The following is a 21,256-nucleotide window of genomic DNA, read 5'->3' on the forward strand; positions in this document are numbered from 1 at the left end:
TTATCAGCATCGACTGCTAGATCTCCTATATAACTATGTTTCAATAAGGCGCGCGAGAGCATCAAAGGATGCTAAGAATAATAAAGAATCATAAATTGTTGTCGGGTAACTTGCTTCTCTGTGCCAAATTTCAGCACCTCTCTACGGTTCAGTTACCAGATGCTAATAGAATTTCTTGTGTCACTATGCATCATGTTGAACTTTGCTCTGTTAGTGCTAGTCATTCTATTGATACGATGAAAAAATGAAAAAGTTCGATAAATTTATCTGCGAAAAAATCAATCTTCCGGCCAGAAAAAATATGAAAAGTTGATGAGAACCCAATTGCTCATCAAGAAGCAAAGCTGGATATCATGCTCCTACCTGGAACGGAAAGATCGCTAAGACTTTATGGATGCGCCAATGACCACGCTTCTGCGTATAACAGCTCTACCCTGATAGTCGGGACCGTGGGATAGCTGTTGGTAAGTAACTTGGGTGGACTACAAGTAGCTACAATAAATCAAGATAATACCGAATATCAGATAAAGTTCGACCATATGCTTTTTCATTGCGAAGATCATTATAGCATAGATAAGTCTGCTGCTTGTAGGATCAGGAAATAAGAAATAGGTCAAATGTAATAGCTTGCTTGATCGCGCGGTGGAGTGGGAAAATTATAGAGGATGAGCAAGCCTGCTCAATTACGTGTATTGTGCTTAAGCGTGCTGTGGTTATGGGCTTGCAAACTTGACGGGTTTCCTATGAGGTAAAATAAGAGCCAGGATGAAAGCTCTAGGGCGAGAGGCCGAATGTTGAGTAGGACCAACCTCTAGAGCAGGTTGCGTTCGCGAGCGCGCAGGATAGCTTGTGTGCGATTATTGACTTCCAGTTTGCTCAGGATGGTGCTCACATAGCCCTTGACTGTATGCAGAGAGAGAACCAGGATATCGGCGATGCTCTGGTTAGAGTAGCCCTGAGCCAGCAGATGCAGGACCTCCAGCTCGCGAGGACTTAGAGCAGCAAGATGGTCGGAGTCAGAAATTGTCTTTGGCAGGCTTGCAGTTTGTTCTACGGCTATGCCACGGCGCTGGAATGCAGCTTCTACCTGGGCCAGGAAGGGCGCCGCCTCCGGTTCTCGCTCTTTGAGAATTGGGAGCTGCTGGGCTACTGCCTCATCGCCTATATAGACGAGCATGGCGAGAAACCCTTCCGGCGCTGCCAGTCGAACCGCTTCTTGCGCAGCTTGTAGCGCTTCCTCAGGACGCTGCAGTGCCTGGTAGAGGCGTGCTTGCAGGCTGAGAAATAGCACTGTCCAGATCTGCTCTCCGTTGCATCGTGCTTTCTGCAGAACGGGTTCAAGTTCTTGCAAGGCCTCCTCTGCGTGCCCTTCGCTGAGCAAGACGAGGGCGATGCCCGGCATCCTATAATATCCCCAGAAACGATAGCCTTCCTGACCGCGTAAGCGGCTTCTGGCAAACCAGTCGAGCGCTTGTTTACGATTGCCAGTAGCCAGCCAGAACCAGGCGAGAGCGTAGTTGGAGTGCCAAAGATTTTTTCCCCATTCGCTTGCTTGATGCGACCAGAATTCTCCCTTTTCTATGGCCTCTCCAGCTTCTTGTAAGTTTTTCTGCAAAAGCGTAATGTTGAGCAGCTGGCTATAGGCCATAACCAGAGCGTAGGCATCGCCAACCTGCTCCGCCAATGTAATTGCTCGTTGGATCAATGCATGAGCCTCTTCCAGTTTATATTGTTCCATCAGAATGCATGATTGTATAATTTGCAACCAGTAGAATGGCAAGCTAAGCTGCGGCATGCTCTCTGGGGCGGACTCTTGCGCCTTGAGCGTCAGTTGCCAGGCTCTCTGCAGCTGTCCGCGCTCAAAGCAGGTGAAGGCGGCGCCAAAGAGGTAGGTAATGGCCGAGTGAAGATCTCCAAGCTGCCGGGCAAGTTCGTAGGCTTTGAGCTCAAAGAGGATTGCCTCCTCGCCGCGTCCCTGCGATTGGGCAATCTCGAACTGAACTTCATTTACATAGGCGCGAGCAGCCAGGTTCTGGGTCGAGAGCAGTTCGCACGCCTGCTGACAGTAGCGCTCGGCAGCGTCCATATTACCTTCACGGACCGCATTCATGGCGCGGTAACAGGCGACTTCGCCCAAAAGATCATTGAGGGCGTGGCATTGTGCTGCGCTGTTAGCTGCCGGCTCTTGTTCTAGCCTGAGCAACTGCTCTCTGGCGGCTGTCTCCGCTTCCTGCAGGAAAAGTTCCACCTGGAGTGGATTGCCATAGAGCTCACGTGCGTACAGCAAAGAGAGCTGAGGACGGCTGCGTAAAAAGGTATGGGGAAATTGCTGGAGCCATTGTAAAAGCCTGCTTTTCCGTTTAGGATTGAGCGCGATCCGGCGCGGTAGACGCTCGATCTGTGTGGCGGCAAGTTCCCAGTCCTGGGCCTGTAAGGCGTGGGGGATGGCTTCACGCATACTTCCTTGCGCTTCATAGCAGATGCTGGCGCGCCGATGCAAGACAGTAAGCGATTCCGGTTCCTTGCGTTGCAGGCGGGTCAATAAGGCCTCAGCGAAGAGATGATGATAACGGAACCACTGATGCTGTTCATCCAGGGAGATCAGAAAGAGGTCTTTGCGCTCCAGCACTTCGAGCAGTTCCTGGCTCTCTTTCATGCCTGTGACGGCGACACATAGTTCGAGCGAGAAGCGTTCCAGCAATGAGGTTTGCAGCAAGAAGCGCTGCAGCTGCTCCGGTAGCCCTTGCAAGACTTCATCGGTGAGATAGTCAAGAATGTAGCGGGAGGTGCCGCTGAGTTGGTGAACTTTACTGGCGGGATCAGCTTCGTGCTGGAGGGTGAGCCCAAAGAGATGCAGGCCGGTAATCCAGCCTTCGCAGCGCTCGATGATGCTATGCAAGGTCTCACTGGCTAGCTCGGTCGCTAGCATCTGGCGCAGGAAACGGCTTGCCTCTTCCTCTGTGCAACGCAGCTGTTCTGTTCTGATTTCTAGAAGCTGCCGGCGGCCGCGCAAGCGTGAGAGGGGCAATGGAGGATCGTAACGGCTGCTCAGGATCAAGTGGAACGGAGCCGGGTGGTGGGTGAGCAAGAAGGAAATGCTCTCATGGATCGCAGGTTCCTGAATCAGGTGATAATCGTCAAGAGCTAGAATGCAATGATGCTGGCTGGCTGCCAGGGTATTGATAAGCATACGCAGGGTTTGTGCAGGATCAAAGTGAGGGACGCTTTGCAGCCAGGAGAACTCGCCCTGGAAAAGCTGAGGATAGCAGCGTTCAAGGGCGGCATAGATAGCGATCCAGAACGAACGGATATCGTTATCGCCTTCATCAAGGGAAAGCCAGGCAACCGGCTGACGCTCCTCGACTGTGTTGAGCCATTGTTGTAAGATACACGTTTTGCCATAGCCTGCAGGCGCCACAAGCAGCGTCAATGAATAGTCAAGGCAGCGGTCCAGGCTGTTTGTGAGCGTGGGACGAGAGATAAGTGTATGGCTAGAAGAAATAGGGGGAAAAAACTTAGTTGCCAGCGGTGAATCGAATGCAAGCATAGTGCCTCACTTCTTTACATATCAATTTTGGGATGCCTCCTTTATTTCTCGCTTTCCCGGTAAAGTTGGTTCTTAAAAGTTCACAACCTTTGTGTTTTAAGGGGCTAATTTAGCATGGCTACTCTATTAACGTTAGCTAAAGTGAAAATTTGCATATGGCGATGTCCCAGGAGACTGCAAATAGATGCAAAGATTTTTGCTAGACTGCTTTATACGTCATTAATGATGAGCTCGTCAAGTCTTCATAGGAGAGATGTTGGGTGCGCAGGGGCCCAGGATCAAAGACCGCCCGGCCAAGAATAGCGCTGATGAATAGCTAATTTGGGCTGGCAGAACCTCTCAAATAACCTGGCTTTGGCATCCCAACTCACTACATTTCAGCTCTTCGCTGCATTAAAGCGAGATATAGGTGCGCCAGCGCTGGCGAAATAGAGGCCGTAAATCCAGAGAGATAGGACTTCTATAGATAGGAAGCGCATCTTCTAGGTTTGACTGTAGAGCTGGTTTTATGGTAGCATTTGCACGGGTTAATAGGCTTATGGCTGTATAATCCTACATTGAACGTTATCAAACTGTGGTGCCAAATGCCAGGCTAGTTAATAGTTGCTAGCATTGCCTCCTCATAATAGAAGCATCCTGTACCTTCTGCATCGCTTGCTTCCACTAAAATCTCTGGCTGTACAGGTGTACCATTGGCCAAATTACTCGCTGAGTTTAGGAAGGTAGCAGAACTCTTAACCTACCAGCAGAGCAGCTAGCATGTTGTGTGGTGGGGAAACCAGTCTATCTGCTGGGTGCGGGCTGGTTTACATGTGTTTCTCGTAAGGACGCTCGCCAGAATGCGGCGCAGAATAGGGCTTTGCCAAATAGCGATTGCTGGTCTGGCTCCTGTCTGCGGCGCACGTTTTGTCGAGCTATTGTATTAGGAACAAAAAGGAGACTTTTGAGGAATGGAATCCTTCTCACCGATCGATCAGGCCGCGCTTCGTTCGGGGCAACAGCGAACCTGGGCTTCTGGCGATTACTCAGTAATAGCGGGAACCTTTGTGCTGATGAGCGAGAATCTCTGCGAGGCCGTCGATGTGCATGCTAATCAGGAAGTGCTTGATGTGGCAACGGGTAGTGGCAATACGGCCTTAGCGGCCGCGCGTCGCTGGGGCAGAGTGACGGGGCTCGACTATGTTCCGGCATTGCTTGAGCGGGGACGCGAAAGAGCGGCGGCAGAGCATTTACCCGTGACGTTTCTTGCGGGAGATGCGCAAAAGCTGCCATTTCCGGCTGCCTCCTTCGATATTGTGCTCTCCACCATTGGCACTATGTTTGCTCCTGATCAAGATCGGGTGGCAGCTGAGCTGCTGCGCGTATGCCGTCCTGGAGGGAAAATTGGTCTGGCGAACTGGACCCCTGACGGTTTGTATGGGCAGATCTTTCATACTATTGAGGCTTATATACCGGCGGCGGCTGAGGTAAAATCGCCAGCGCTATGGGGAACTGAGGAGCGGGTGCGTGAGCTCTTGGGCAGCGGCGTCAGTGCTTTGCACATGACAAGGCGGGACTTTTTCTGGCGTTATCGTTCGAGTCAGCACTGGCTAGAGGTCTTTGGTAACTGTTTTGGACCAATTGTAGCAGCGCTGAAAGCCCTTGAACCAGAGACGCGAACGCGTTTTACTCATGATCTTATTGCGCTGGTTGAGCAAGCGAATCGAGCTCAAGATGGAACGCTGGTAGCGCCAGCTGAATATCTTGAAGTTGTGGCAATTCGCAAATAAAGAGATTCCGAGCACTAGAGGTTTCTGACATAAAAAAAGAGGGTGGCTTTGGCCTGGCCACCCTCTCATTGGCGCTCTCTCGATACAGGATAGCATCAAGCTTTATCCTGTTCCCCATCATCATAATGACTCACTTTTACCCCAAAAAATCTTGCAACATCCTGCTTCTGCTTGGATGGTCCAACTTACGTAATGCTCGAAACTCCATCTGCCGCACTGCCTCGTGACTTAATCCCATTTTTTTGCCAGTTTCCGTCAAACTATGTTCACGTCCTCCGTCTAAGCCGTATCTTAGTTGCAATACCCTCCTCTCTCTTGGGGTTAGACAATCCAGCAAATCATGTACCTGCGCTTGCAGAGTCTGTGAGATGACCACACATTCCGGTGAGTAAATAGGGTCGTCTTCTAATACCTCGCTCAAGGAAATCTCGTCATCACCTCCTTTGCGTGGCATATCCAGGCTCACCGTTTCCTGGCTGGTCGACAAGAGTGCGATAACTTGCTGTACGCTTACTTCCATCTGGCTAGCCAGAACTTCTAAGGTTGGTTCGCTCTCCAAATCTCGCTGTTGTAGGCGCCGTTTTACACGGCTCAGGCGTTTGATCTCTTCTACCTTATAGAGTGGTACGCGAATCATATGGGCCTGTTCGGCCAGTGCTCGCGTGATATACTGGCGAATCCACCAGGTTGCGTAGGTGCTGAATTTGTATCCTTTCCGATGATCAAATTTTTCGACGGCATGCATCAGGCCAATGTTGCCCTCCTGGACCAGATCCATCAGATCTACGCCGAAGCCTTTGTACTTCTTGGCAATGTGCAGGACCAGGCGTAAATTTGCTTCGATAAGTTGGCGCCTGGCTTCGCTGGCTTCTGTGTCGTCTGTAGCGCGGGCAACGCGCTGTAGCCCGCGAGCTTTCTTCCCAGCGCGGGAGCGCTCAAGGCGTTCGGCCAGGCTGGTTACCTCTTCTGAGGAGAGCAGATTTACTTGTCCTATTTCGTAGCGATAGAAGCGCGAAGGATCTTCCAGGCTCAGTGTCTCTGGGTTGCCCTGAATGTATACCTCATTAACCTTTGTGCTGGTCACAGTCGTTGCGTTCATGCTGATGCTTCCTCCAACTCTGTATATTTTGTGCTTAGCTGTCGTCTATGGAATGGAGTATACGGCGGCGGACTTTCTATCATCTCCTAGCCATCTTCCTCTTTTGTGGATTTATTTTTTTGCTCTATTTTTCTTGCCGCATGGATAAAGCGGGATATGAGCGGATCGAATTTGGGCTGGCTCGGCACGCTAGACGAAGTGCCACCCTGCAGCGGAAGGGCCGAAAGTGTGGCGGGAGGCTGAAGCCAGCGCGGCTAGGCAGGAATATTGATATATAACAGGCAAAAATAAAATAAGCTACAATAGAGTCTGCGGCGTAATGGCGGGCAAGGCTGCACTCGGGTCAGTGTGCAAGCTCTTCCTTTGGGGCACATGTTCTGGCAGGGAGAAAGGGTCTGTCTTTGACCTGGCAAAATAAAGATTGTATTAAGAATTTTCTTAGCTTATGCTGTCTTATACTAGTCTTATAAAGGGACTTTCCTTGTCCTTTGTTTTTCTCCTCTCGTTCTTTTTTGTTGACCAACTTTGTTATAATGTATGCGGCTTGTTCCTCTTCCGTTAAAGGACTTACTTACCTTGTACCTGATATTTTGCTCGTTAGCATGTATACTCTATGTATGGTGCGTAATTTTATGTTGCTTGCCGAGACAAACTGAGACAGCCCGGTTGGTGCGAGGGAGAGATGGAAAAGAGTGGGGGCTCGGCGGCGTCCATTTCCCTTTTTCGATCCGCAGGAGGACACTGAAAGAGGGCGCTGAAATTCTGCTGTAATTGTGAGCAACATATTGAAGGAAAGACGATGCTTTCTCGATACCGACTGGATTGAAGTTTGGGCTCTATTTAAGCAGGAGGGTTTGATTCGTCGCGTTTTAGCGGCCTGAGTGTAGCCGGCTGATGGGCGTTGGACGGCTTCTGGTTAGTTCCTCCTCATCCGCTGGGTGGCTCCATAAGGAGGGTGCAGGATGCATAGCAAGGTCACTTATCATCAACAGGTAAGTTACTGCGGAAAGCCTCGTTGTCGCAAGTGCCGCGAGGGGAAAGGCCACGGCCCCTACTGGTATGCCTATAAGACGGAGGGGGGGCGTACGACACGAACATATATTGGCAAAGAGCTGCCTCCTGCCGCGCGGGCTGAGATGGAGGGAGTGCCGAGTTCTCCTACTATACAGAGCAGCGAGTTTGAACATACAGCTATTCGTATTTATGTGCTGGGACAATTTCGCCTCGAACGGCGCAGCCGCGCGGATTGGCTGACGGTGACCGATTCGGCCTGGCAACATCAGCGTGTGCGTGCGCTGCTTGGTTGTCTTGTGAGCAGTACGGGTCGCAAGCTTGGGCGCGAGCAGATTATGTATGCGCTCTGGCCCGATGCGGATACGGAGACGGCGGCCAGCCGACTCGATCGGGCGGTGTATAGCCTGCGCCAGCTTTTTGAGCCAGGGCGTAGCCGCCTAGCTGCCTCGCTTCTCTCCACGGAGCGCGAAGTGCTTGTCCTGGCCGAGCAAGAGCAACTCTGGATCGATGCCGATGCCTTCGAACGCTTGCTTACACGCGCGCATGCAAGCGATGATCCCGGCGAGAAAGAGCGCTTACTAGAAGAGGCGGCGATGCTCTATGGCGGCCCTTTTTTGCCGGAGGAGCGCAAGATAGAGTGGACGCTGGCCCGCCGCGAGTCGTTGCAGCGCAGCTGGATCGGCTTGTTGCTGGAACTTTCTGATTTGCGCATAGATCGCCAGGCGGCCAAAGATGCGATTGAGCCCCTGGATCGTCTGCTGGCCATTGATCCAACGAACGAGGCGGCAGTGCAGCGCTTGATGTTGCTCATGGCTCAGTTGGGACGGCGCGGCGAAGCTTTGCGGGCCTATAAGCGCCTAGCTATGGTGCTTAAAGAGGAGTATCGCATTGCTCCCTTGCCCGAAACGCGGGCCTTGTATGATGCTGTGCGCTCAGGAAGTCCTGGTAATGTTAATAAAGCGATGGCGCTTGCGCAAGCTGCCTCGGTAGGTGGTGAGAGAAGGATCGAGCCGCAGGCTATGCATGTACCGGTTGCCCTGCAGATTGGCCGCAGCAATCAGACGCCGCTTGTTGGTCGCGAGGAGGAGCTGGAGCTCTTGCGGGCACTGCTGGAGGAGACCGAACAGATCGCGCACTTTAAGCTCCTTGGGCATAAGAAGTCCACCTCGCTCTTATTTGATACGCAGCATCGCCCTCAGTCTATGCTCTTGATGGGAGACGTAGGGATTGGCAAGACGCGCCTGGCTGAGGAGATTAGCCGCGAGGCCAAGCAGAAGGGCTGGACGGTGGCTTGGAGTCGTGTCTATGCGCAGGAAGGAAGCATTGCTTATCGGCTCTGGACGGAGATCTTGCGCAAGGCCATGGCTCAGGGGACGCGCCATTTGCAGGAGATAAGTAAGCACCCGCAGGTTTTTCAGCCGCTGAGCGTGTTGCTGCCCGAGCTACATGATTATTTTCCTCAGAATTCATATAGCCATGAATTCTCGCCGGAGCGGGAACAATTGTTGCTATGGGAGGCGGCGCTCAAGCTGCTGGTATTGGTCAGCGAGGGTGCTCCCTTGTTGATTGCCCTTGACGATCTGCAGTGGGCCGATAGTAGTAGTTGTGAGCTGCTGGCCTATTTGGCTCGGCGTGTGCATGGGCATCCCATTGTGATTGTGGGGACGTGCCGCGACAACGAGATTGCCCCTGAGCACGTTTTGCGCGGCCTGCTGACGGACTTGCAACGCGAGCACGCGGTTGAGACTATTTCGCTGGCTCCCCTGACCGATGAGCAAATTGCCACGCTTATCTCGCATATTCTCCCAACCGTCAAGGTTCCAACTATTCGTGAGCGCGCGGCCGGTAATCCTTTCTTCGCCGAAGAATTGGCGCGTACTGTGGATGCGCAGGCTCAGCTCAACGGACACAACGGTTCTAGCTCCGAGCTTGCGCAGAACTTGCCCGATACCATCACGGCCGTGCTCGATTTGCGCCTGGAGCGTTTGAGCGCGGCCTGCCGGCGCCTACTGAGCAAGGCAGCTGTGCTGGGCGGACCTTTCCGCTTCCAGATTATCAATGAGATGGAGGCTATGACTCCCGGCTCGGATGAAGATCTTGTACTGGAACTCCTGGAAGAGGCCTTGCACTCGGGAATGCTGACCGAAGAGGGCACGGGCTCGCGCGTAACCTATCACTTCTGGCATCCGTTGCTTATCAATCATCTTTATGAAGGTCTCTCAGCCGCGCGGCGCGCCAGCCTGCACCGCCGAGCCGCCGATATTCTGCGTCGCTTCTGCCAGGGGCACGAGGAGGAAGAGGCTTCAGCGGCGATCACGACGCACCTTGTGCGCGGGGGCGGCGATGAGCAGCTTATCATTCGCTATGCCGAGATGGCCGGCAATCATTCCTATAGCCTTTCGTCTTATACTGAGGCCGAAAAGTATTATCGCATCGCCCTTGAATATCTGGAGGCCAATATATCGGCCAGGGCCGATGTGGAAGTGCAGTTGCGGCGTGCCGATCTGCTAGAAGTGCTCGGCGATTGTACAAGAATCCAGGGCAAGTATGAGGTGGCGCGCAAGTTCTTTGAGGAGTCTCTAAATGCTCATCGTAAGCGCGCACAAAAGAATGGGCGCGATCTAGTGCAAGAGGCCCAGCTCCAGGCCATGCTCTTATGTGAGATTGGTCGGGCCTGGTACGATACCAACAATCATGCTAAGGCCTTGGAATGCTATTTGCAAAGTGAGCAGATGCTGCTTGAGGCTGGCGTAGAGAAAGGGCCTGTCTGGGCTACAATTCGTCTAAGGCAGAGCTATGTTTATTGGCGCGAGGGCAATTATGATGAAGCTCATAATAAGGTTCAGCAATCATTAGAGCTATTCCAACAGTCTCTCGATGCCCAAAAGATCCCTATAGAGAAAAATACTCGTTTAACACGTATACGCCGTACTTTGTTGGGTGATTCTGTAGATCTTGGGCGCATGAATGTATTACTAGGGGCAATCGAGGTCTGCTATGGACATGGGAGAGAAGCCTTAAAATACTACACCGCAGCTTTGGCTCTATTTGAGCAGCATGAGTGCCTTCGTGAAATAGCCATTACTTGTTGCGACCTGGGTGATATCTATTTAAGACAGGCTGAATATTCGCGTGCTCAGGCTGCATTACGACGTTCGCTTAATCTGGCTGAACGCATCGGTGATATTCCTCTAATGTCCTTTGTATACGGTAATATAGGTATGCTAGATATACGTTTAGGTAATTTAGAGGATGCTGAGCTTGGCTTCAGAAATAGTATTACTACAGCTGAGCGCATTGATAATTCTGCCTCGGCCAGCCTCTGGTACGCCTGTCTGGCAATTGTCTTGCGTGAGCAAGGTAAGCTTTCAGATACTATAAAGCCTTTTTGTAAGGCCTTAACTATTGGCAGAGCAAGACATTTAGATCCGTATGTGGGTTTTGCTTTGATTGCTCTGGGGAATTTGCGCATAGCTCAGGCTCTAGAAGTGAATCATGATAAACGTGAGCATGGCAATAAAGAGATGGCACATATGTTGACGCGGGCGAGAAGTGCTTTGCGGCGAGCCCTTGCTCTGGGGGAATCGACGCTGAGATGAGAGTTGAAGGTCAATTGACCTTAGCTCAGGTTGCATTGCTCTCTGATGAGATTGATGATGCATTTACGCAGACGACACAGGTATTAGAAGCGGCTCGCGAGGCTGAATTAGTCTGGCTGGTCGCGCGTGCGCAGTGTTTATTGGGGAGCATTATGTCTGCCCGGGAACAAAGTACGCAGGCTGCGCAATATTTTGAGCAGGCTATGGAGACTTTCCAGAAGCGTGGCATGCGCCTGGAATATGCGCGCACATTGCAGCAGTATGGCGCGATGTTGCTGCAGGATAAGCAGCAGGGCAAGACATATCAGCAGGGATTGCGCTATCTGCAAGATGCGCTGCGCATCTTTGGCGAATGCAAGGCTGGTTTGGATCTGCATATGGTAGAACGCTTGTTGAGTCAGCTGGCTGCCGTCTGAGCCCTTTTGCAAAAATAGCGTATCGGACACAGGCGATTGAATAGTTGTTCTGCCTGATTCCTGAAAGCCCGAGCATGTGTTGCGGTAAAGCGCGCTAGAAGCATGCCCGGGCTTGGCTTTACGCTTTTAGCTCTCTGTTGCGAGTGATTGTAGCACGTAGTTGATGCTCAACATACGAAGAATCTCTGATTGCTTGCCTCACTATTTTCTTGCCGCATTCTGATAGCTTCATTTTCCCGTATTCTCAAAAGCTGGTCAATTAGTACTGTTAGCTCTGCTGAAAGGACAAATTTTAGCAGATCCGAAAATTACATACTATACTTACCTGCTATCAGGTAGGATGTAGGGCGTCAGCCTTAAAAATTCCCCCCAGTCTAGAAATGGATACCGGGCCGCGTGGCCCGCTTATGATCCATGTCCCAGCACCAATGCTGGGCAAAGGAGTAAAGAGATGGAGCATAAGATCAGCTATCGCCAGCAGATCAGCTTCTGTGGAAAACCGGGGTGTCGGCGCTGTCGCGAGGGGCTTGGTCATGGTCCTTACTGGTATGCTTATCAGATGGTTGCTGGCAAGATAAAGCGCACATATATCGGCAAACATTTGCCGCCCGATCTGCGGGCCAGTTTAGAGGCTTCTGCAACCTCAGTGAAGCCGCAAAATACGAATATGCTCGGACTGGTTGAGAACGGGCACGCTAGCCTATGCATACGTACTTTGGGGCAGTTGAGCCTGGAACAGCGTCAGGAGAGCCAATGGCTTGCTGTGGTTGACGAGGTTTTTCAGCAAGCTCAAGTGCGTAGCCTACTGGGTTTGCTGCTTTCCAGTCCGCAGCGCAAGCTAAGCCGCCAGCAAGTGGGGGCGGCGCTCTGGCCCGATCGTCTGCAGCAGGGAAAAGCTGAAGCTGCAAGTATCTCGCGCCTGATCTATAGGGTGCGCCAGGCCTTTAGCCGGCTGCGAGGCGCGCCAGGTCAGCCGCTCTTACGTACAGAGGGCGACTGGCTGATTCTGGCCTCTCAGGAGCGCATCTGGGTCGATGCCGAGGCTTTTGAGACTCTGTTGCAAGCGGCTGAGGAGCCAGGAAAGAGGGCAGAACAGGCAGAGCTTCGCCTGAGCTTGCTTAAACGTGCGGCGGAACTGTATAGTGGGGATTTTTTGCTTGATGTGCAGGATGTGAGTCAGGTCGTGAGCAAAAGGCAAAGCTTGCGCCGGCGCTGGGAAGGGCTCTTGCTGGAACTGGCCGACGCCTATCTAGGGCGCGGTGAGCTGGGTGAAGCTATAGCCTTGCTGGACCAACTCTTGCTCAAGGATATGATGAATGAGGCAGCGACCCGGCGCTTAATGCTGGCCCTGGCCCTGCTGCGAAGGCGCGGCGAGGCCTTGCACGCTTATCGCAAGCTGGCCTTTAGAATGCAGCAGGAATATCATGCTAACCCGGAGCGCGAGACGCAGGCGCTCTATGAGGTGATCAGAACTGGCAAAGATCTCTTTGCTCTGGCTCAGGATTGGCTAAAACTGCCTTTACAATCTGCAACTACGGGTTATGGGCTGCAGGCTGAGCTCAAAGATAGACAGGCTGCCACGCCGGCGACTCCTAGCGCTAAGCCACCGCTAGCTATATCTATGTCCGTGGGCCGTCAGCATCAAACACCCTTGATTGGCCGCGAAGCAGAACTGGCTCAGATGCGCGAGCTCTGGCGAAATGTTGGCGTAATTGCCCAACTTTCGGGGCACGAGCGCGATTTGCGTAGGGCTCTGCCTCTTGATACGCAGAAGAGCCCAAAGTGTATGGTGCTGCTGGGCGAGATGGGTATTGGCAAGACGCGCCTGGCCGAAGAGCTGGGCCGCGAGGCGCAAAGCGCTGGCAGCCTGGTGGTCTGGAGCGGCGTCTATGCTCAGGAAAAGAATATTCCCTATGTACTCTGGCTTAATATCTTGCGGCAGCTGCGCCTTCTCGGATTAAGTGCGCCGAAATTGCTGGCCTCGCTGCAGCCTCAGCATTGCCAGGCCCTGTTAATGCTGCTGCCCGAACTGGAGAATGAACTGGGGCAGCCTGAGAATAGTAATTTGCGCCAGGCTGATTCTGTACAAGCCGATGCTGAAAATGCAGCGCTCGTTGCCTATCCACAGGATCAGCAGTTCTTGCAGGAAGCCATGCTAGAGCTGCTACGCATAATTAGCTCGCAAAAGACTTTGTTGATCGTGCTGGATGATATTCAGTGGGCGGATAGCAGTAGCTATAATCTGCTGAGCTACCTGGCTCGCCATCTCGGCAATTATCCAGTGCTCTTGTTGGCCACCTGTCGCGACGCCGAATTGCCACGCGATCCAGTGCATTCATTGCTTCAACTGATGGCCCATATGCAGCGCGAACATACGCTCAAAACCCTGCGTGTAGAGGCTCTAAGCCACGAGCAGATTCGGCAGCTGCTGGCCCACCTGCCCGAGGAGCAGGTTGAGCGGATTCAGCAGAAAGTTGAGGGCAATCCTTTCTTTGCCGAGGAATTGGCGCGGGCCTCCGCTGCCTCTGGCCTGCCAGCAAGCGTGGCCCGCGCGCTGGATCATCGCCTGGGCAAGCTTAGTCCGGCTTGCCGCCAGCTTTTGAATAGGGCTGCCGTATTAGGCAGCTCTTTCGGCCTTTCGTTGATCAGCGCCATGACGGTCAGCACTTTGCAGGCCACGGAAGAGGCTTTATTGGAGTTGCTAGAGGAGGCTTTGCAGGCTGGCGTTCTGACCGAAGAAGGTCCTGGCGCGCAAGTCAGTTATCGCTTCTGGCATCCCATGCTGGTTGAGCACCTCTATGCTCAGCTCTCAGCCGCGCGCCGGGCTAGCCTCCATCGCCGAGCTGCTGAGGTCCTGGCCTTGATCTATCGGGATCAGCTTGAAGAATGGGCTGCGCCTATTACTCAGCATCTGTTGAGTGGCGCGGCTGATGGCGAGCTTATTGCGCAGTATGCCGAGCTGGCGGCGCGGCGCGCGCATCTCCTCTCGGCCTATCCCGAGGCAGAGCGCTACTATCGCTATGCTCTGGAGTATAAGCAGCAGAAAATGCAAATAGAGGAGAGCCTGAGCGAAGATGAGCTCTTACCGCAAGCCTATTTGCTAGAATGCCTGGGCGAATGCTTGAAGCTCCAGGGCAGATTTGCCGATGGTGGGCACTTCTTTGCCCAGTCTCTGAATCTGCGCTCACGGCTTGCTCCGTCTGAGTTTAGCCCGCGGGAGGCTGAGATCAGGGCCCTGCTCTGGTGCGAGATCGGGCACGCTCGATATAGCCAGGCCGATAATGTGCAGGCCTTGCGTTGCTATGAGCAAGGTAGGCGGCTCTTGCAGGAGGCGAACGTAAAGGTCAGCACGGCCTGGGCCTGGTTGCACTACGAAGAGTGCTATGTCTATTTGCTTGACGGCAAATATAAGCTAGCGCGCGCCGCAGCTTTTAAGGCTCTCAGCCTGTTTGGGAAGGCTCTTGCAGGCTGTCCGCGGCAGAGACCCGAAGGCGCGGCCTATATAACGCGCCTTCGGCGCACGCTGGCCGGCGACCCCGTAGATTTTGGCCGCGTCTATATGATGTTGGGGAATATTGAGGGCAATAACGGCTGCAGCGGCGACGGACTTTTTTATGGCCATAAGGCCCTGGAGATCTATGAGCAATATGATTGTCCGCGCGAGATAGCCATAATCTGCTGCAATCTTGGCGACATTCATTTGCGACGTGCCGAATATGCGCAGGCCGAAGCTGAGCTGCAGCGTTCTTTGAGCCTGGCCGAGAGGATTGGCGATTTATCCCTGATGGCTTTTGATTATGGCAATCTGGGCTTGTTGGCGCTGCGCCGAGGTCAGTTGGTCAGAGCCGAAGAGAGCTTCAGGCGTGGCATTGTTTTTGCCGAGCAAGTGGAAGATCCGATTGCCAAATGTCCTTGGAGATTATGCCAGGCTAGTGCGTTATGCGCGCAAGGCCGGCTGACAGAAGCCTGCGCAGCTTTGCGTTCTGGGCTGGCCATAAAGCATTGTCAGCATATTACTCCCTACCGGGGACTCGCGCTAATTGTGCTGGCCAATATTCGCATGGCTCAACAGCAAGCGCTGGAGGTGGACAAGGGAAGTGGAGATGCCTCGGAGAAAGCAAAGGAACGCCTCTTGAAGCGAGCCAGGAGAAGCCTGGAATGTGCTCTGGCTCTGCAGGATATCGAGAATGAAATGACTGTAGAAGCCAGGTTAGCCCTGGCCCAGGTAGCTGTATGCTCCGGCGAGCTAGCTAAGGCGCAGCGGGAGACTATGCAAGGCCTGGAGGAGGCGCAAAAATTCGAGCTAAACGGACTGATTGCGCGCGGCCAGCGCTTGCTTAGCGTTATTCTGGCTTTGCAGGATCAGCCGATGCAGGCAGAGCAACATTTTGCCAGTGCGCTGCAGATGTGTCGCCAGCTTTCTATGCGTCTGGAGGAGGCACGCGCGCTTCAGCGCTATGGCGAGGCGTTGCTGCGCATCAGTCAGGCCGGAGAGAGCGATTATCAGCGCGGCCTTGGCTATCTGGGCGAGGCGTTACAGCTCTTTGAGGCCTGTTCGGCGCGCCTGGAAAAGCGAATGACTGAGCATTTGTTGGATCGCTACGAACCGGCGGATTGCTAGCTTGCGGACCGGCTTATCCCCCCAAGTACGATTTGTAAGGGCAGCAGTCGCGCGTAAGAAACGGTAGCTGAGAAAAACTGAGACTATCAAGTATTCTTGCACTAGAAATTTAATTGTGGACCAGGGTCGTGCGTCAAATAAATAGCGTGACCCTGGAAGGGGCAAACTCGTTTAATTGCTTATGGCTATAGGCTTGATTCTGCTTAGAATTAGCGTATACTTAAAAGCGTGATCTGCTATGCGCTTCGCGTAGGCGAAAATAGTCATACATTCTCGCTAACTTCACCTCAGAAATCTGCGACCTCCATTACATTCTGGAGCGCCCTCTTCTTTGTGCTACACCTATGTTCTGGGCGGCACATCTTCTGCCCTGGTATAAGACGCCTTAGCAGATTATTCCTCGTCACGGGACTCACAAACCCAATTAATAATCGGCCATATATTCTCTTATTTTTATGTATATTTAATACCAGAACAGAGGTGAGTGGGAAGCGGCAAGACGAAGCCAGGCAAAGATGTATAAGACAGCCAAGCCGAGTCCCGCCAGATAGAAAGCTCCCGCGCATCGCCTGACTGGGGAGAGCAAGATTTGCTGCAGATAGGTAGAGCAGACAAGCAGTTGTCAATTTTAAACTGAATCTTTAGCTATCTAGACTAGCCAGAACTCTATCCTAACTGCACTCTGACACACAGGCCGGTATCCTGGATTTGGTCAATCCACAAACCGGAATAAGACGTCCACGGATGGACGCAGCGACGCAAGAAAGGAAGTGCCGCACATGGGTCTCGCACTTAGCAAACAGCAATTATTCGCCTTGATCGTTCTGGCATTCTTAACAGTTCTTGTTATCAGTCTCGTGGTCTTTTCTACCATAACACATATCAATGTGTGGCATAACATGACATCATTTATGTTGCGTCCTAATTTTATATTCCCAACTGACTAAAATGATACAGCCTTCGAACAGTACATGCGTTGTACTTCTCGTCCTGACAGCATGTTGAGATAGACAGTGAAAGAGGCGTACATACCGGCCCTGATATAGTCAAGGAAAGGAAATATGCTATGTCGCATTATGACTAAGCTAACCACAAAAATAAGACGCTTGCCAATTCTGGTGGGCGTCTTATTTTATCTTCCACAAATACCAGGCCATTTTGCATTTTTGGATCTTTCAGCCACTCAAGACTCTCTCGCTTTTCCAGGCCCGTGACAGTTCTCTTAACCTCCAGGCAATCAGGCTCACCGTTGTATAGTTTGTATACGAGTGCGAAAAGCGTGGGAGGGGTAGCAAAAGCGGCAAACGCATTCTATACTAGAGAAATAAGTAGCCTTTTGTGAGGTGTGAAAAATGCATTATGCCAGTCAGTGGCGCGCGGACATTGCCAGCTCCATTGCTCCCCTCATCGCGCGCAACCCGCACGTTGGTGCGATAATGATCGGCGGCTCAACTTCTCGTGATCGCGCTGACAGCTTTTCCGATATCGAGATTGGTGTTTTCTGGTCTCGATCTCCACGTGAGGAAGAGCGCCTCGCCCCAATTGAACCAGCTGGCGGCGTCTTTTGGGAACTAGATCCATACGATCCCGAAGCTGACACATGGATGGAGGAATGGGGCCTGAATAACCTCAAAATGGATATACGTAACATGACGATAGACGGAGTAGAGCAGCAACTTAGCCGTGTGCTCAACAATTATGAGACCGATCTCTTCCTTCAACAAACTCTTTCTGCCATCCTGCATGGAATTCCTTTGCATGGACACGATCAACTTAAGCGCTGGCAAGAACGGCTTGTGCACTATCCTGCTGAATTGAGTGAGGCAATGGTGCGGCACTATAGTGGAGAAGAACTGCGCGAATGGTGCTGGTGGGTCGATCAATTACTCACGCGTGGTGATATTCCGCTTGTCTATCATAGCTTTAACGATGCGATTTTTCAGGTCATCAGTATGCTCATGGGGCTTAACCAGATCTATCATCCAGGTTTTAAATGGCTTCGTTACTCGCTGTCTGAACTGCACATTCTACCATCTCACCTTGGCGAGCGCATTGACGAAGTATACACTCGTCATCCGCGCGATGGCTTGAAGATGATTCGCTCCATTGTACTGGAAACCTATGATTTGATAGCTGAACATTTACCGCAGCTTGGCAAAGAGATTGACCAGGCCCGCAGCAACTTCCTGCATCAGCGTCAACAGTTCGAGCAACCACCATCTTTGCCTTTCTCTCTTTCTCCCTCCCAGGAGAGCGCGAGCTGAAGCCTCGAAAATGGCGATTCTCTGCCTTGCAATATTTGGGATCGCGTAATTGGATAGTTCGTACATACACAGTCACTAAGGAGATCTTTGTATGCCTGGAAGCTGGGAAGATCAGCTGAATGCAGATCTGTATGAGGCCTATGCACAGCAATTTCCTATGTATCGTCAGCTTGGGCAAACTTTGGTAGAATTGGCAGAACCGCTTAAGCCAGGAGAGTGTGTGCTAGATCTGGCCTGTGGTACAGGGATCGTAACAGAGCTCTTTGCCCGACGTTTGGGAAATGAAGGCGCAATTATGGGCGTAGATTATTCGGCAGCTATGCTCGCTATTGCCCGGCGCAAACTTCCTGACGTTACATTCTATCAGGAGCGCGCCGAGGATCTCGTCAAAGCGTTACCCAGGTCCTCAGTAGATCTGGCCGTGTGTAGCTCGGCCTTCTGGCAAATGCGAGCCCTGCCCGTCTTGCAAGGCTTGGAGAAGGTGCTTAAGCCAGGTGGGCGCTTTATTTTTAACTTGCCCGTACCCAGTAATACAGGTAAGCAACTTCCGCAGCTTTGCGATCTTATGCTGAGCATTGCCAAAGACGAATATAACTATGTTCCTCAGGGGCGCTCATATCGTCAGGCAGGCCTGGAGGGCAAACGGCAAAATGCACCAATGTATGCTACACCGGAAGAGCTGAGCATCTTTCTGCAAGACATGCCCCTTACGCTTCGATCTTGTCGCACGACTATCGAGATTGAACATACAGCGCAAAGCAGCTTTGCCTTTAATCGTATGCCAATCATGGCGGCTAGCTGGCTGCCAGCTCTGGACCATCAAACACGCCTGGATATTCTCGAAAAAGCCTATCAGCGCTTCGATAAAACGTACAGAGGCACAGTGTGCTGGTGCTATTATACGCTGGAAAAGGAAGCAGCTTGCTAAAAGCTGTACCTCTGACGCCGAAAATCGCCTCATCTAAGTTGATTTGGATTGCCTTGCCATGTATTGTCAAGTCCTGTATTTCATATAGCCATATAATGGGTTGTATGGGAAGCAAGCGCGGGTAAGCGGGTGGCTGGCTGTGCTATCAGGATAGCAGGATAGGTGAGATGGTGAGCCAGAAAGAGGGGGCGGTCCTTCTGGCTCACCAAATGATAGGGATAGGGTTTTGCCTAAAACAGGAAAACTAAGCTACTTTGTTGCTGGTTCTAGCTTACGACCGGCAGCTAGCACCGTATTGATGTGCGCAAAGAAGGTTCCTTCGGCCTCAGCCTGCTGGAGGTTTTTGTGCAGGCGTTCAAGTTCGTCTGCAGTCAGCACATTTGCCGCGAGTGCCTCTTGCTCGATCAGGTCGATGGCCCCCACATAGCGAGCCATCTCGTAGCTGGTAATGCACATGGGGTGAATCTCAATCATCATATCTGTCAAGGGCTGCTGTTTGAAAAGCCGGTAGAGATGGCGTCCAGCATAGCCATTGCCTACCAGGTGCTCAGCGCAGAAGCGCACAAGACGACGCTCAATATCAACCTCCGCGGTATCAATCGAGAACGTACTAAGATCTGTCTCCATAACCACAACCCAGCCTCCCGGCCGCGTAACCCTAACCATTTCGGCTAGCGCTTCCTGGGCTTCGGCTGGTTGGGATAAATCCTGAAATAGGTTTTCGCAACGGCTAGCATCCACCGAGTTCGATTCCAATGGTAGGGCGCTGGCCTCCCCTCGCCTGTGTCGGCACCATGAGCTGTAACCACCCTCGATTGATCGTCGCTCTGCTTCGTTCACCATGAATAAATCATGATCGATGCCGATCACGCGCCCGGCCGGGCCAACTAGATCGGCTAATAGAAGCGTATCGGTTCCCTGGCCGCAGCCAACATCGAGGACCGTGTGTCCGCGCAGGATATGCATACAATCGTAGGAACGTTGCTTGCGCTGCTTGAGCATATCTGCTAACACACTGAGGTAATAGCTCTCAACATACCCACCTGGCCGTGTCATATTTTCCTCCTCAACAACCAATTCTACTTGTTCCGAGTGTAATGCGTCTTCATCACTACGACTCGTTTATAGTGTACCACCTCCAATCCGTCCGGTCTAGCTTGTCTTAAAATATAAGTCGGGGTTTTCACAGCTTATGGCCAGGCACGATTAAACTTTCCTCCACGAGTTGATTAACCACTCCGTATGCGGCATTCCACGTTGTGCAAGGAGCGTAAGGAAGCCTTCGATATCATAAGGCACGCGCAGCAGCTCAATGCCCAGTTGATCCCCTTCGATTGTGAGAATGGCATATTCTGCCCAGGGTGGGTTGCGCGCTTCCACATCGGTTCTTACGCGGATGCGGTCTAGCGGCTGGCCGACACTGCCGGGATTGAGCACTATTTTGTCGCGGTAGCGCAGGAAGAATTGTTGATGGACATGCCCACCCGCTAGAATCTGGGCCCTGGGAAAGTTGGCAAAGTGTTTGTCCAACTGCTCCAGTGGTGTCGTCGGATAAATGCGCTCCAGAAAGGATTGAGGGGAGCCATGATAGGCTAGTAGCGTGGTCTTCTCGTTCAAAGGCCATTCAATAGTAGGCTGAAAGGTTTTGAGCAAGGCTTTGTCTTGAGCATCAAGCTGCTGCGAGGACCAGTATTCAACATCCTGCAAGCGTTGTCCATACAAGGTAGAGTATTCGTATAACTCGGGTTCAATTACCCAGGCATCGGTATTACCCATTACGGTAGGGCAGCCGATTTCTTGCAGGCGGGCGAGCGTCTCGCGCGGTTGAGGTCCGCTGGTAACCACATCTCCCAGACACAGGATCTGCTCAACCTTGCGCCGGCGGATATCCTCTAAAACAGCGTCAAAGGCGAAAAGGTTTCCATGAATATCGGAAATCAAAGCCAGTTTCATGAGATGTCCTTTCTCTTGTTGGCTAGAGAAGATAGCAATTGACAAC

General features: G+C 52.2%; 10 protein-coding genes. 6 read left to right on the plus strand and 4 right to left on the minus strand.

Annotated elements, in window-relative coordinates; genetic code table 11:
- Positions 1-811 precede the first annotated feature (811 nt).
- Entirely contained in the window at positions 812-3,547 is a 2,736-nt protein-coding gene (locus EPA93_RS47075) for a winged helix-turn-helix domain-containing protein (RefSeq protein ID WP_129894194.1), read from the minus strand.
- A 950-nt stretch (positions 3,548-4,497) separates the two neighbouring features.
- Between EPA93_RS47075 and EPA93_RS47080 the strand changes: the two genes are divergently transcribed.
- A complete protein-coding gene (locus EPA93_RS47080) occupies positions 4,498-5,316 on the plus strand; it encodes a class I SAM-dependent methyltransferase (protein ID WP_129894195.1) in 819 nt (272 codons plus the stop codon).
- A 136-nt stretch (positions 5,317-5,452) separates the two neighbouring features.
- Here the strand turns inward: EPA93_RS47080 and EPA93_RS47085 are convergent, their stop codons facing one another.
- Positions 5,453-6,415, minus strand: coding sequence for a sigma-70 family RNA polymerase sigma factor (locus EPA93_RS47085; RefSeq protein WP_129894196.1), 963 nt, complete (start codon positions 6,413-6,415; stop codon positions 5,453-5,455).
- A gap of 962 nt (positions 6,416-7,377) precedes the next feature.
- Between EPA93_RS47085 and EPA93_RS47090 the strand changes: the two genes are divergently transcribed.
- The 5 genes from EPA93_RS47090 (at position 7,378) to EPA93_RS47110 (ending at position 19,257) form a co-directional block, all read left to right on the plus strand.
- Positions 7,378-11,028 carry a DUF6788 family protein gene (locus tag EPA93_RS47090; protein ID WP_129894197.1) on the plus strand — a complete coding sequence of 1,217 codons (3,651 nt, stop codon included), beginning with the start codon at positions 7,378-7,380 and terminating at the stop codon, positions 11,026-11,028.
- On the plus strand, positions 11,025-11,444 hold the full coding sequence (locus tag EPA93_RS47095; RefSeq protein ID WP_129894198.1) for a hypothetical protein: 420 nt from the start codon (positions 11,025-11,027) through the stop codon (positions 11,442-11,444). The genes EPA93_RS47090 and EPA93_RS47095 overlap by 4 nt, the downstream gene beginning before the upstream one ends.
- Before the next feature lie 451 nt (positions 11,445-11,895).
- Positions 11,896-16,065, plus strand: coding sequence for a DUF6788 family protein (locus EPA93_RS47100; RefSeq protein ID WP_129894199.1), 4,170 nt, complete (start codon positions 11,896-11,898; stop codon positions 16,063-16,065).
- Positions 16,066-17,417: 1,352 nt separating this feature from the next.
- Entirely contained in the window at positions 17,418-18,329 is a 912-nt protein-coding gene (locus EPA93_RS47105) for a DUF4037 domain-containing protein (protein ID WP_129894200.1), read from the plus strand.
- Between the two features lie 91 nt (positions 18,330-18,420).
- Entirely contained in the window at positions 18,421-19,257 is an 837-nt protein-coding gene (locus tag EPA93_RS47110) for a class I SAM-dependent methyltransferase (RefSeq protein WP_129894201.1), read from the plus strand.
- A 249-nt stretch (positions 19,258-19,506) separates the two neighbouring features.
- On the opposite strand, the gene EPA93_RS47115 is transcribed toward EPA93_RS47110, so the two are convergent.
- Together EPA93_RS47115 and EPA93_RS47120 are read right to left on the minus strand one after the other, a co-directional pair.
- Entirely contained in the window at positions 19,507-20,313 is an 807-nt protein-coding gene (locus EPA93_RS47115; protein WP_129894202.1) for a methyltransferase domain-containing protein, read from the minus strand.
- 150 nt (positions 20,314-20,463) lie between these two features.
- On the minus strand, positions 20,464-21,255 hold the full coding sequence (locus tag EPA93_RS47120) for a metallophosphoesterase family protein (protein ID WP_129894203.1): 792 nt from the start codon (positions 21,253-21,255) through the stop codon (positions 20,464-20,466).
- Position 21,256 lies beyond the last annotated feature (1 nt).

Origin of the sequence: Ktedonosporobacter rubrisoli (assembly GCF_004208415.1) — a bacterium.
Lineage (GTDB): Bacteria > Chloroflexota > Ktedonobacteria > Ktedonobacterales > Ktedonobacteraceae > Ktedonosporobacter > Ktedonosporobacter rubrisoli.